The sequence below is a fragment of the Luteibacter sp. W1I16 genome (assembly GCF_050434905.1).
In the GTDB taxonomy this organism is placed as follows: domain Bacteria; phylum Pseudomonadota; class Gammaproteobacteria; order Xanthomonadales; family Rhodanobacteraceae; genus Luteibacter.
Window position 1 is genome coordinate 3,754,540 of sequence record NZ_JBNDJJ010000001.1, and the last position, 14,431, is coordinate 3,768,970.

Annotated in this window: 9 protein-coding genes; all 9 read left to right on the forward strand. The window is 65.9% G+C overall.

The features are described from left to right. Nucleotide 1: 1 nt before the first annotated feature. The 9 genes from tviB (at nt 2) to QFZ41_RS16565 (ending at nt 14,381) form a co-directional block, all read left to right on the forward strand. Nucleotides 2-1,279: a Vi polysaccharide biosynthesis UDP-N-acetylglucosamine C-6 dehydrogenase TviB gene (gene tviB, locus QFZ41_RS16525; RefSeq protein WP_429199734.1), complete on the forward strand. Its 1,278-nt coding sequence runs from the start codon at nt 2-4 to the stop codon at nt 1,277-1,279. Between the two features lie 14 nt (nt 1,280-1,293). After that, complete coding sequence (locus QFZ41_RS16530) at nt 1,294-2,304, forward strand: NAD-dependent epimerase (protein WP_429199735.1); 1,011 nt, start codon at nt 1,294-1,296, stop codon at nt 2,302-2,304. 124 nt (nt 2,305-2,428) lie between these two features. Next, complete coding sequence (locus QFZ41_RS16535) at nt 2,429-3,277, forward strand: HpcH/HpaI aldolase/citrate lyase family protein (RefSeq protein ID WP_429199736.1); 849 nt, start codon at nt 2,429-2,431, stop codon at nt 3,275-3,277. 5 nt (nt 3,278-3,282) lie between these two features. Continuing rightward, nucleotides 3,283-5,667, forward strand: coding sequence for a sodium:solute symporter family transporter (locus QFZ41_RS16540; RefSeq protein WP_429199737.1), 2,385 nt, complete (start codon nt 3,283-3,285; stop codon nt 5,665-5,667). Between the two features lie 40 nt (nt 5,668-5,707). Then, entirely contained in the window at nt 5,708-6,598 is an 891-nt protein-coding gene (locus QFZ41_RS16545) for a LysR family transcriptional regulator (RefSeq protein WP_429199738.1), read from the forward strand. A 259-nt stretch (nt 6,599-6,857) separates the two neighbouring features. Next, on the forward strand, nt 6,858-9,107 hold the full coding sequence (locus tag QFZ41_RS16550) for a TonB-dependent receptor (protein ID WP_429199739.1): 2,250 nt from the start codon (nt 6,858-6,860) through the stop codon (nt 9,105-9,107). Beyond that, entirely contained in the window at nt 9,104-10,372 is a 1,269-nt protein-coding gene (locus QFZ41_RS16555; RefSeq protein WP_429199740.1) for a serine hydrolase domain-containing protein, read from the forward strand. Before QFZ41_RS16550 ends, QFZ41_RS16555 begins: the two co-directional genes overlap by 4 nt. A 20-nt stretch (nt 10,373-10,392) precedes the next feature. Next, nucleotides 10,393-12,558, forward strand: coding sequence for a formylglycine-generating enzyme family protein (locus tag QFZ41_RS16560; RefSeq protein ID WP_429199741.1), 2,166 nt, complete (start codon nt 10,393-10,395; stop codon nt 12,556-12,558). Further along, the gene (locus QFZ41_RS16565; protein ID WP_429199742.1) at nt 12,555-14,381 is read left to right on the forward strand and encodes a glycoside hydrolase family 127 protein; all 1,827 of its coding nucleotides are present in this window, start codon (nt 12,555-12,557) and stop codon (nt 14,379-14,381) included. Before QFZ41_RS16560 ends, QFZ41_RS16565 begins: the two co-directional genes overlap by 4 nt. Nucleotides 14,382-14,431 lie beyond the last annotated feature (50 nt).

The following is a 14,431-nucleotide window of genomic DNA, read 5'->3' on the forward strand; positions in this document are numbered from 1 at the left end:
GATGCAGCAACTCGACACGGTAAAGATCGGCGTTATAGGGCTGGGCTACGTGGGTTTGCCCCTCGCGGTCGAGTTCGGCAAGCGCTACGCCACGCTCGGTTTCGATATCGACGCCTCGCGCGTCGCGGAACTGCGGGCCGGTAACGATCGCACGCTGGAAGTGGACGAGGCGTCGCTGGCGCGGGCCGGGCGGCTGTCCTATAGCGGCGATCTCGACGACCTGCGCGCGTGCAATGTCTTCATCGTGACCGTACCCACGCCGATCGACAGCGCGAAGCGGCCGGACCTCACGCCCCTGATCCGTGCCAGCGAAACGCTGGGAAAGGTGCTCGAGCAAGGCGATGTCGTGGTCTACGAGTCCACGGTCTATCCCGGCTGTACCGAGGAAGTCTGCGTGCCCATCCTCGAACGGACCTCGGGGCTCGTCTTCAACGAGGATTTCTTCGTCGGCTACAGCCCCGAGCGGATCAATCCCGGCGACAAGCAGCATCGGGTCAACACCATCCGCAAGGTCACCTCGGGCTCCACGCCCGAGGCGGCCGATTTCGTCGACGCGCTGTACGCGAGCATCATCGACGCGGGCACCTACAAGGCCAGCCGCATCAAGGTGGCCGAGGCGGCCAAGGTCATCGAGAACACGCAGCGCGATCTCAACATCGCCCTGGTCAACGACCTCGCCATCCTCTTCAACAAGCTCGGCATCGACACGCTCGAAGTGCTCGAGGCCGCCGGCACGAAGTGGAATTTCCTCCCCTTCCGGCCCGGCCTCGTCGGCGGCCACTGCATCGGCGTCGACCCGTATTACCTGACCCACAAGGCGCAGGAAGTCGGCCACCACCCGGATGTGATCCTCGCCGGCCGCCGGACCAACGACGGTATGGGTCCGTACATCGCCGGCGAAGTGATCCGGCTCATGGTGTGCAAGGGTCTGAACCCGGTCGGCGCACGGGTCCTCATCCTGGGCCTGGCCTTCAAGGAAAACTGCCCGGACCTGCGTAACACGCGCGTGGTCGACATCATCGCTTCGCTGAAGTCGTACAACGCCACGATCGACGTGCACGACCCCTGGGTGGACGCGGACGAAGCCGAGCGGACCTACGGCATACGGACGGTATCCGAACCCGCGCACGGCGCGTACGACGCGATCGTCATCGCCGTCGCGCATAGGCAGTTCCACGAGATGGCGTCGGCGGGCATCCGCGCCTTCGGCAAGCCCGATGCCGTCATTTACGACGTGAAGTACGTGCTGCCGCGCGATGCGGTGGACGGACGGCTCTGAGTGGAGGATCGCCGATGAAGATACTCGTGACGGGCACGGCGGGCTTCATCGGCTCCCACGTGGCGATGCGCCTGCTGGCGCGGGGCGACGAGGTGGTCGGCGTGGACAACCTCAACGACTACTACGACGTGACGCTGAAGCAGGCGCGCCTGGATCGTTTCCGCGACGATCCGCGCTATACGCATGTGCATGCCGACATCGCCGATCGCGATGCTATGGAGTCGTTGTTCGCTGAACACCATCCGCGGCGCGTGGTGCATCTCGCGGCGCAGGCCGGCGTGCGTTACGCGGCCGAGAATCCGCACGTGTACGTGTCGAGCAACGTGACCGGCTTCCTGCACGTGCTCGAGGGCTGCCGCACGCATGCGGTGGACCACCTGGTGTTCGCTTCCACCAGTTCGGTCTACGGCGCGAACCGCGCCATGCCTTTCTCGGAGCACCGTTCCGCCGAACATCCGTTGACGCTCTACGCGGCGACGAAGAAAGCCAACGAGCAGATGGCGCACAGCTACGCCCACCTGTATGGCACGCCATGCACGGGCCTGCGTTTCTTCACCGTTTACGGGCCCTGGGGACGGCCGGACATGGCGCTGTTCCTGTTCACCCGCGCCATCCTGGCGGGCGAGCCGATCAAGGTGTTCAACCACGGGCGCCACCAGCGCAGCTTCACGTATATCGACGACATCGTCGAAGGCGTGATCCGGTGCCTCGACCGCCCACCTTCCGTCGACGCGGCCTGGGACGGCATGTCACCCGATCCCGCCTCCAGTGGCGTGGCACCGTTCCGCCTGTTCAACATCGGCAACGAACAGCCGGTGGAATTGCTCGCCTATATCCAGCGGCTCGAGGAATGCCTGGGCCGCAAGGCCGTGATGGAATTCCTTCCGCTGCAGCCCGGTGACGTACCGGACACGGCGGCCGACGTGGGAGACTTGCGCGATGCCACGGGCTACGTGCCGCAGGTTTCCGTGGAAGAGGGCGTTGCCCGGTTCGTGCGCTGGTACCGGGAGTACCACGCCGTCTGACGGTCTTGTGCTTCGCAGCAAGATAGGAATCCTATCGTTAGAACGTGCGTACCCGGCTCGATTGGCGCAGGTCCGATGCCGCAGAATCCCGGGTCATCGGAGTGTCGGCGTCGGCGGGGAATCCATGCGCAGCAAGTTGTTCGTGCCCGGCGGGCGTCCGGAACTCTTCGCCAAGGCCCTGGCGGGTCCCGCCGATGCCTTGTCGTTCGACCTGGAGGATTCCGTCCCGGCGGACGCCAAGGCTCGCGCCCGTGACGATGTGGCCGCCTTTGTCGCATCGCCAGCGATGCGTCGCGCTGCCAAGCTGGCCATCGTCCGTGTCAACGCGCCGGGGAGTGCCTGGTTCGAGGACGATCTTCGCGCGGTGATGGTGCCGGGCCTCGCCTTGCTCAACGTGCCCAAGCTCGAATCCGCCGACGCGGTGCGCGCGGTGGTCGCGGCCGTGGAGCGGATCGAATCGAGCGGCGGACATGAGGCGCCGGCCGGCCTGCTGGTGAATGTGGAAACGCCGAGGGGACTGGAGCAAGCCGCCGCCATGGCCGCGGCGCATCCACGCGTCGCCGGCCTGCAACTCGGGCTCGCGGACCTCTTCGAGCCGCACGGTATAGATCGTGGCGACGCCGCCGCGGTGCATGCAGCCATGTTCGCCGTGAAGATGGCCGCCGCGGTGGCGGGCGTGTTCGCGGTCGATGCGGCCTTCGCGGCGATCGACGATGCCGACGGCTACCGCGCGGAAGCACGCATGTCCCGGCGGCTCGGCTTCATCGGCAAAAGCTGCATCCATCCACGCCAGGTGGCGCTCGCCAACGAGGTGTTCGCGCCTTCGCCGGAAGAGGTGGCATATGCCCGCCGTGTCGTGGCGGCCGCGACGGAGGCGGCTCGCGCGGGTCACGGTGCCTTTTCGCTGGAGGGGCGAATGATCGACCTGCCGTTCGTGAAACGCGCGGAAGCCCTCCTGGCGTCGCTCGGGTGAGGCGCATGCGTCACGTTGCATCGTGGTTTCGTGCCGTGCTGCTCGCGGTCGCTTGCGCGATCGGCATGTCCGGTCTCGCCCATGCGGATGCCTTGACTCCCTTGCGCAGCGATGTGCTACCGCCGGTTCCGGCAAGCGGTACGGTGCAAGGTCTCGCCGCGCTGGATGGCCGCGTGCTGGCTGTCGTCGACGGCAAGGCCTGGCTGCTCGAACAGGGCAAGGCGGCGTGGACACCGATACCGTGGGCGGCTGGCGTTCCACCCAGCGGGCTGGCGGTCGTGTTCGGTGACGGTGTGCGTGCGTATGCGACGCAGCTCGACGCGGGGCGCGTCAGCGGCGTGGTTCGCTTGTCCCTGGGCACCAGCGGCCTCGAGGTGCGTCCGTTGCCGGCGCCGCCCGAACCCTTGTCCGAAGCCCGGCCCGCGTTCGCGGGTTCCTCCATTTACATCGCCGGCATGTCGAACGGCGCACCGCGAATCTGGCGCTTCGATGCCGATGCCACACAACCCGCCTGGTCCTCCATCGAAGGATGGCCGTCCCGCGCCGCGGCGACTTCATTGGCGGTGCAGGGCGCAGGCATCTTCGTCACGGCGGGTGGTTCCGTATGGCGCCGGTCGCCGGAAGGCGTATGGACCCACCGGGGCGACGTGCCGGGAACGGTGCTTCCGGGCATGGCGAGGGCGCTGGGGCAGGCCAACGTCCTCTACCTCATCGCTGACGCGACGGACACCGCGCATGCGATGACCTACCAGGTGGTCACGCAATCGTGGGCACGCCTGCCCGGTGTCGACTTCGTGCGGCCGGTGGCCATGGCGCCCTGGCAAGACGGCGTCCTTTGGGCGACCGCGGTCAATGGCCGCACGGCGGTGGCGTCCGCCCAGGTGCAGTCGGGCAAGCTGTTGTTGCGCTGGCTCGACTGGCTGGTGATCGTGGTCTACCTCGCGGGCATGATCGGCATCGGCCTGTACTTCTACCTGCGCGAGAAGCGCAACTCCACCTCCAGCTTCTTCGTCGGTGGCCGCAGCATTCCCTTCTGGGCGGCGGGCATCAGCCTCTACGCGGCGAACACCAGTTCGATCAGTTTCATCGCGATTCCCGCCAAGGCCTTCGAAAGCAACTGGCAGTACATGACGAACAACCTCATCGCCGTGTTCGGCCTGATGTTCGTCGCGGTATGGATCGTGCCGCTGCTGCGCAGGCTCGACCTGATGTCGGTCTTCTCGTACCTGGAAACACGCTTCCATCCGGCGATCCGCATGATCGCCAGCGCCCTGTGCATCCTCACCCAGCTCGGCAGCCGGATGAGCGTGATCCTCTTCCTGCCGGCGCTCGCGATCGCCACCATCACCGGGATCAGCACCACCTTGAGCGTGATCCTGATGGGTGGCTTCACGATCGTCTATACCGCCATGGGAGGCATGAAGGCGGTGATCTGGACGGACGTGGTCCAGGTGATCGTCAAGATGGGCGGCGCGATCTTCGCCATCGGTTTCATCATCTGGCACCTGCACGGCGGCATGGGCGAATTCGTGCACACGGCCATGGCCGACCACAAGTTCCGCCTGCTCGACTTCAGCTTCGACCTGACCAAGGCCACGGTATGGGGTTTCGTCTTCCTCGTGCTGTTCGACGTCGTCCTGACCTTCCCGAAGGACCAGGTGCTGATGCAGCGCACGCTGTCCACGCCATCGGACAAGGAAGCGGGGCGATCGATCTGGGCCTTCGCGGCGATCATGATCCCGGGCGGCTTCGTCTTCTACATGATCGGTACCGCATTGTTCGTCTACTACAAGGCGCATCCCGAGCGGATGAACCCGCTGCTGCCGATCGACGCGACGTTCCCGTTGTTCATCGCCGCGGAATTGCCGATGGGCGTCACCGGCCTCATCGTCGCGGGCATCTTCGCGGCGGCCATGGCGACGCTGTCCGGCATCATGAACAGCGTGGCGACTCTGGTCTCGGTGGACTTCTACGAGCGCCTAGTGAAGAACCCGTCGCCCAAGCGAAGCGTGGTCTTCGCCGAGGTCAGCACGATCGCGGTCGGCCTGGTGGGCATCGGGCTGGCCCTGCTGCTGTCGCGGTTCGACGTGCATTCGCTGTTCGACGTGTCGATCGAACTGGCCGGACTGCTCGGCGGCGGCTTCGCGGGCGCCTACACCCTGGGCATGTTCACCCGGCGCGCCAACTCGCCGGGGGTGGCGATCGGGATCGCCGGAAGCACCGTGCTCACCCTCGTGGCGTGGGTGTTCCGGCTCGTGCACCCGTACTTCTACCTGGCGATCTCGATCTTCCTCTGCATCGTGATCGGCTACGTGGCCAGCCTGTTCTTCCCCGCGCCGACGCGTTCGCTCAAGGGCCTGACGATCCATCGCGAATCGCGCGGGGGATGACCTACCATGGTCCCACTCTGACCAGCGCCGGCGATATCCCGTGGAAACCCAGTTCCTGCACACCTTCATCACCGTGGCCGACCACGGTTCCATGGCAGCGGCGGCGCGCCTGCTGAACATCACGCCCGCTGCCGTGGCGCAGCAAATCCGCACGCTGGAACGCGAGATCGGCGCCACCCTGATCGCCCGCGTCGGCCGCACCGTGAGCGTCACCGAGGAAGGCTCGCGCATCCTTCAGCGTTCGCGCGACCTGCTGCGCAACGTCGCCGACCTGCGCAGCGTCGCCAACGAGAGCGGGGTGTCGGGCGAGTTGCGTCTGGGTGCGTGCCCGACCGCGCTGGCGGGCATGCTGCCGGACATCCTCGCGCGCATGGTGGACGCCTTTCCCCGGATCAACGTGTTCATCAAGCCAGGTTACTCGGTGGATCTGTACCGCGACGTGGAAGCGGGCGACCTCGATGCGGCCGTGGTCTTGCAGGCACCGTTTCCGCTGCCCAAGACCTGCGAGTGGCAGCTGTTGCGCGAGGAACCGCTCGTGGTGCTGGCGCCGCGTTCCATGGCGATGCGCGATCCGCACGAGCTTCTCGCCAGCGAACCCCTGATCCGCTATGACCGTAACCAGTGGGGTGGCCGCCAGGCGGACGACTACCTGCGCGCGAACGGCATCGTGCCGCGCGAGCGCTTCGAGTTGAACGCGTTGAACGCGATCGCGGTGATGGTCGACCGTGGCCTGGGCGTCTCGCTGGTGCCCGACTGGGCACAGCCCTGGCCGGAAGGGCTCGACCTCGTACGCCTGCCGTTGCCGAAGCCTTCGGAGCCGCGGCGCATCGGCATCGTGTGGTCGCGTTCGAGCGTGCGCGTGCGCCTGGTCACGGTGTTGCTGCAGGAAGGCCGCAAGGCGATGGCGTCGTCATCATCGCCTGCACGATGACGATGTCGGCGATGTTGCATCGCCGCATAGTTTTGCTTTTTTCGTAAGCAACAAAAACTAGTCTCTGAACATACCCGCCGTCGGTTTCTCGGCAAGGGCGAAGCGCATAGATTCGCCATCAACGAAACCCAGGTCATTGGGACGCCGGGGAGGGCGTCGCCAACCGCAACAGCAGCTACCGTCAAGCGCGTCGTCATCGGCGCTCGCGCCGCACTCGCCCGCCTGGGCGACCCGTTCCAACGGCATCCACGGACCCGACATGATCAAACCACTTTCCGCCGCGATCGGCAGCATCCTGCTGGCCTCCCTGTTCGCCACCAGTGTGCTCGCGCAGGATGCCGCGGCACCGGCCGGCGACGCGCCAAAGGCCACGAAGAAGAAATCCGATAAGCCGGGCGAGCCGACCGATCTCGATCAGGTGATCGTCACCGGCACGCGCACGCCGAAGGCGGTCGACGAGATTCCCGGCGCGATCACGGTGGTGAACAAGGAGGAGATCGCGCATACGCTGCTGGTGACCGAGGACGCGACGGCCGTGCTGGCGCGTTCGGTGCCCGGTTATGCCGAGTCGTCGCAGGCGATGAGCAATACGGGCGAGACCTTGCGTGGGCGCATTCCGCTGCGCCTCTTCGATGGCGTGCCCCAGGGCTCGCCGCTGCGCGAGGGCACGCGCAACGGCACCTTCACCGACATGGGCATCGTCGGCCGCGTGGAAGTCATCAACGGTCCGTCCGCCTCCGAAGGCATCGGCGCCGCGGGCGGCATCATCAATTACATCTCGAAGACGCCGACCAAGGAAGGCAACGAGACGACGATCACCACGCGTTACCAGACCCAGAGCAAGTCGGACAGCGGTGGCTGGAAGACCGGTGTGACCTTCGCCCGCAAGGAAGGCAGCTACGACGTGCTGCTGTCCGGCTCATATATCGACCGCGGCATCACCTACGACGGCAACGGCCGGCGCATCGGCCTGAACACCTCCGGCTCGCTCGCTGATTCCACGTCGAGCAACATCTTCGCCAAGCTCGGTTACAACTTCGGCGAGAACGACGACCAGCGCATCCAGGCCACCTTCAGCAAGTTCAAGATCCAGGGCAAGGGCGACTACGTGCAGGTGCTGGGCTGTCGCGGCCCGACCGACGATCCGCCGTGCGACGTGCCGCGGACGAACACCTCCGAGAAGGGCCACATCTTGGGTTCCAAGGACGCCTTCAACGACTTCAAGCAGTACTCGCTCGAATACACCAACAAGAACGTCCTGGGCGGTTCGCTGGACATCAACGTATACAAGGCCGACCAGGCCATGCGTTACCTGCCCGAGAACACCGAGGACAAGCAGGACCCGCTGATCGCGCCGCTGAACACCTTGTACGACCAATCCGAGATCACCGCGAAGAAGCGCGGTATCCGCACCTCGTGGACGCGCCCGGATTTCCTGGTCACCGGCCTCGAACTGCACACCGGCGTCGACGTGGCGCGCGACGAGGCGCAGCAGCGCCTGGCGTTGACCGGCCGCCTGTGGGTGCCACCGATGATCTACAACAGCGTGGCGCCTTATGCGCAGCTGTCCTATGACATCGGTCCGTTGACCATCAGCGGCGGCTACCGCCGCGAAAGCGATCGCCTCACGGTCGACAGCTATACCACCACGTACTACCGCAACCGCGTGTTCGTGCAGGGCGGCAAGCTCAACTACAAGGAAAACCTGCGCAACATCGGCGGGATCTGGCGTATCGGCGACGAATGGTCGGTGTTCGCCTCGTACAGCGAAGGGTTCACGCTGCCGAACATCGGCATCCCGCTGCGCAACATCAGCACGCCGGGGCAGTCGGTCAGCCGCATCAGCGACCTCGAGCCGATCATCTATAAGAACAACGAATTCGGTTTCAACTGGCGCGGCGACAACGGCGCGTTCGGTGCGACGCACTACATCTCGAAGTCGCCGTTCGGCTCCTCGCTCGCCGTGGACCCGCACACCACCGACTTCATCCTCTCGCGCGCACCGGTGCGTATCGAAGGCACGGAAGTGACCGGTGAGTGGCGCTTCAACGATGCCTGGAAGGTGAACGGGATCTACTCGCACATCACCGGCCGCACCGCCTTCTGGTCGGCGGACCCCGCCGGACGATTCGGTTCGGGCAGCCTGAACAAGCCCCTGGGCGTGCTCGACATCAACCCGGACAAGCTGGCGTATTCGGTCACCTGGAACTATTCCTCGCGCGGCGATGCCACTCTCGGCGCCACCTCGCTGTTCGGTCGCCGCGTATCCGGTCACGACGTGCGTGCCTACGATGGTGCGACCTTCAGCTACGACGAGCGGACACACGGCTATACCTTGTGGGACCTGGGCGTGAATTACAGCCTGGAGCGCTACGGCAAGCTCTCGCTCGGTGTCGAGAACCTGCTCGACAAGCAGTACATCCTCAGCTGGTCGCAGTTGGCGGGTTACCAGAACTATTGGGCCGGCCGCGGCCGGGTCACCTCGCTCACCTACACCATCACGTTGTGAGTCGATGGCGTGTCCACGGGGGCCGCGCCGTCCGGGCGGCCCTGCTGGCCTGCTTCATCGCCGGTGCCCCGGCATGGGCGGGCGGGCCGTGGCCGAAGGCACGGCTGGACACGCTGCACGCCTTCCTGCGCGACGCGACGTCGAGCACCGGTTATCTCGGCGGCGTGAGCCTCATCGTCCACAACGGACGCGTGGTGGACGTCGGGGTCTATGGTTACGAAGACCTCGGCCGCCATCGGCCGATGCGGCGTGACGCGATCTTCCGCATCTATTCGATGACCAAGACGGTGACGTCGGTCGCGCTGATGATGCTGGTGGAGGAGGGCAAGGTGTCGCTCGACCAGCCGGTGTCGGATTTCCTGCCCGGGTTCGACACGCCCAGGGTCATGACAGGCGGCAGTGCCGAAAACCCCGTGCTCAGGGATGCCTCGCGCCGTGTCACCCTGCACGACTTGCTGACGCATACCTCTGGATATCCCGCCGGATTGCCCGGCGACCGCCTCGCCGTCGCGGCGATGGAACGCATCGATCCGCATGCCGCCGACGATCTCGCCGGCTTCGCCGAACGGATGAGCCGGGTGCCGCTCGCCGCCGATCCCGGTACGCGTTTCGGCTACGACGGGGCGTCACTTGAACTCGTCGCCCGGGTGGTCGAGGTGGTGGCGAAAAAGTCATTCGTCGAGTTCCTGCGCGAGCGGATCTTCGTCCCGCTGGACATGCGCGATACCGCGTTCTCCGTGGCGTCCGCCAAGCGCGGCCGGATCGTAGACCTGACCCGCATGGGTGACGATGGCCGACTCGCGCTGGACTCGAGTCCGAGCGCCCGTCACCCCGGTGAGCCGCTGAATCGCTACACGAGTGGTGCCGGTGGCCTTTATTCGACAGCGGACGACTTCGCCCGTTTCGCCAGGATGCTTCTCGACGGAGGCCGCGCGGGCGAGCGTGTCTTGCTGGGGCGGAAGACGGTGGAACTGATGATGAGCAACCACCTGGGCATGCTCGATCCGCCGGTCACGCAGTTCAACGCGGGCGAGGGCTTCGGCATCGGCGGTTACGTCGTGATCGATCCGGCCCGGCGGGGCCAGCTGGGCTCGGTAGGCCAATATGGCTGGATGGGTGCCGCCTCCACCACGTATACGATCGACCCGCACGAACACCTCGTGGCGATCCTCCTGTTGCAGCACCTTCCCCGCGACGATGGTGGCAAGGACCTCCCGCGCCTTGCGCGGTCTTTCTACGACCTCGTCTACCATGCCCTCCCATGAATCCCACGCGGCCACCGCCCATGAATCCATCGACTGACGACCGCGACGACGCCCCACCGGTGGCGCATGAGTTCAAGTTTTCCCACGTCACCACCGGGCGCTACCTGCCCACGCCGGGCAAGGCGCCCGGCTGGCCGTTCGCCGAGATCGGTCACTGGAAGATGGATGTCGACGGCAGCGCGGACGACTGGGTGCGCGAACTGACCGACTGGCGCCGCGAGCACCTGGTACGTATCGGTTACGACGACACCAACTATCGCCGTCCTGAATTGCAGTGGGCGCAGCGCAACTTTGTCCACGCGCAGATGATGGTCGAGGACCGCTATTTCTACGATCCGGTGGCGGGGCGGTATACCGTCGACCGGTACCTGGACGATCTCGAGGCGCGCTTCGGCGGCATCGACAGCGTGCTGATCTGGTTCGTCTATCCGAACATCGGCGTCGACGACCGGAACAAGACCGACCTGGCCTTCGATCTTCCCGGTGGGCTGGAGGGATTGCGTTCGGCCGTGGATGATTTCCACCGCCGGGGGGTTCGCGTGTTCCTGCCGACCATGCCGTGGGATCACGGTACACGGCCACCCGAGGACAACGATTGGCGGACCATGGCGCGTCTCGTCGAAGCCGTGGGCGCCGATGGCATCAATGGTGATACCTATAACGGCGTGCCACGCGCCTTCTTCGACGCCTGCGACGCCGTGGGCCGGCCCGTCGTGCTGCAGCCGGAATCGACGATCAGCGCCGAGGAACAGCTGATCTGGAACGTGCAGAGTTGGGGCAAGAAGGCGCCCAACGAGGCCGTTCCTCCCGTGGCCAAGTTCAAGTGGCTCGAACCGCGGCATATGATCAACTATGAGAACCGCTGGGGCCGCGATCGCAACCACGACCTGCAATACATCTTCTTCAACGGCATCGGCTACAACGCCTGGGAAAACGTCTGGGGCATCTGGAACCAGTTCACGCCACGCGATGCCGAATCGCTTCGACGCATCGCCCGTATCGAACGCCACTTCGCTTCCGCGATGGTAAGCATGTACTGGCGACCCTACGAACGGACCCTCCAGGCGGGCGTCTTCGCCAGCCGTTTCCCGGTGGAAGGCCACACGGTGTGGACGATCGTCAATCGCAACGAGTACATCGTCGATGGCGAACAACTGGCCGTTCCCCATGCCGAGGGGACGCGCTACTACGACCTGTGGAACGGCGTGGCGCTGGAACCGCGCATGGAAGGGGACCGGGCGGTGCTGGGCATGGCCCTCGAAGGCCGCGGCTTCGGCGCCTTGCTGGCATTGCGCGCGGGCGCCTCGGTGGATGGCCTCGACCACTTCCTCGCGACCATGCATGCCGCTGCCGCGACGCCGCTCGCCTCGCTTTCATCCACCTGGCGCAGCCTGCCGCAGCGCCAGGTCGCCATCGCCCGGACCCTGCCGCAATCCGCGCCGCCGCAGGGCATGGTGCCGATACCGGGCGGTGTGTTCGATTTCGTTGTCGGCGGTGTCGAAATCGAAGGGCAGACGTGGGAAGGCAACGATGTCCAGTATCCCTGGGAATCGAGCCCACGCCGCGGTCACCGTCACCGACTGTCGATCGAGCCGTTCCACATCGACCGCACGCCGGTCACCAATGAACAGTTCGCCGTCTTTCTCGCCGAGAGCGGCTGGGCACCTGCCGACGAACACCATTTCCTCCACCACTGGCGCGATGGCAAGCCGCCCGTCGGGTGGGAAGACAAACCCGTCACCTGGGTATCCCTGGAAGATGCGCGTGCCTATGCCGCATGGGCGGGCAAGCGCCTGCCGCACGAATGGGAGTGGCAATACGCCGCCCAGGGAAGCGATGGCCGGCGCTATCCCTGGGGCGATGACTGGCGCGACGACCTGGTGCCCGCGCCGAACCGGGGGCGCACATTGCTTCCGCCAGCGGATGTCGATGCCTTCCCCGCGGCGGCCAGCCCATTCGGCGTGCTCGACCTCGTCGGCAACGTCTGGCAATGGACGGATGAATACGAGGACGAGCATACGCGGAGTGCGATCTTGCGCGGCGGCAGCTCCTATCAGCCGCAGACCTCGCACTGGTACTTTCCACAGGCTTATCGCCTCGACCAGCACGGCAAGTACCTGCTGATGGCCCCGTGCAAGGACCGCTCCGGCTGCATCGGCTTCCGCTGCGTGGTCGACGCCGCATGAAGGTGCGTACCCGCCTGGACGGCCTTCTCGGCGATGCCCTGGCCGCGAACCTGCATGGCCGGCTGTCGCATTTCATCGTCGACGAAACGAGCCCCGCGATCGCCCTGTTCGCGCCGGAACGCCGTGCATCGAACGAGGAAGGCGACTGGTATGGAGAGCATGCGGGCAAGTGGCTGGTGGCCGCGTCGCGTGCCGCCGCGCGCAGCGGCGACGCGGCCTTGCGTGCCAGCGTGCTGCGCGTGGCCGATTATCTCGTCTCGGTACAGGAAGACGACGGTTACCTGGGTACCTACGCGCCGTCGCGACGCTTCATGCGCCCGCAGCCGCCGAAGCCGGTGAGTTGGGATGGCGCACCGAGCGTACGTACGTGGGATATCTGGACCCACGCTTATCTGGTGCTCGGTCTTATCGAGGTGCATCGCCAGTTGGGTGGCGAGCGCTACCTCGAAAGCGCGCGGCGCATCGGCGACCTGTGCCTGCGCACGTTGACCGAGGGCGGCATCGACATCACCGACCTCGGCAATCACTTCGGCATGTCGGCGACCGTGTTGCTCGATCCCGCGGTGGAACTGCATCTCGCCACGGGCGATTCCCGCTACCTCGACCTGGCCCGGCACGTGCTCGCCCAGGCGGACGCGAATCCGCCTCTGGCGCTGCTGACGCAAGCCCTCGCCGGTACCGACGCGGCCTTCATCGGCACCGGCAAGGCCTACCAGCTCGCATGGAACATGGTCGGACTGGCCAAGCTGCATCGCGTCACCGGCGAAGCCGACCTCTTGCGTGCGGTGGAGAACGTCTGGACCAGCATCCGTGACCACCATCTCACCCTCGGTGGCGGTCCATGGGGAGGCGTGGCGCACCGCTCGCGCGAGGTCTTCAATGCCCCCGGCGCGTTCAGCCCTGAAGGCTATGTCGAGACGTGTTCGACCCTGGCATGGATCCAGCTCAACCGCGAGTTGCTCGCGATCACGGGCGAGGCACGCTACGCGGAGGAAATCGAACGATCCGCGTACAACGACCTTCTCGCCGCACAGGCGCCCGATGGCGAAGACTGGTGCTACTACGTCTTTCCCAATGGGCGCCGCGTGCATACCACCTATTGGCGCTGCTGCAAATCCAGCGGCGCCATGGCCGTCGAGGAGCTACCCGACATCGCCGTGAGCGTGCGCGACCCGGCCATGCTCGACGTCAATGTCTTCGGTGCGGGTGAGTCCGTGGCTATCCTGGACGCGCCCGGGCGGATCGTGCTCCGGCAGGCGACGGCCTGGCCGTACCCGGACGACGTGCGCATCGATGTCGAGGTGGAGCGCGTCGCTATCTTCAGGCTGAGAATTCGCGTTCCGTCGTGGGCGGAGGGCGCCAACGTAGTCGTCAACGGCGCCCCTGCCGGCGTGGCGGTGGTGCCTGGACGATACGCCGTGATCGAGCGCGAGTGGCGCAACGGTGACCGCATCGAGGCACACTTCCCCGCCCGGCCGATGGTGCATCACGCGACGAATCGCAACGTGCAGGAATCGCGTGCTCCCGATGGCAGCGTGGTACGGCAGGAAGTGCTGCGCTTCGATTACGTCGGCTTCACCTGCGGTCCGCTGGTCTATGCCACGGAACGCGTCGACGGTTTCAAGACCAGCGAGACGGTGAAGCTGCCGGAAGGGCCGGTGGAGGATTGGCTCGCATATGAGCCAGGGGAAGGCGGCGAGCCCACGCTGCGTTTCGATCCCGGATACCGGCCGCCGCTGCGGTTCACGCCGTATTTCGCCGCGGGAGGCCGCCACGACGGGGCTTGGCGGCTCACGTGGCTCGGCCTTGCGCCAACGGAGTGATTGCGGCTTCAAGCAATATTTTCTGCTGCCAGAACATATCGAAGCGGGCT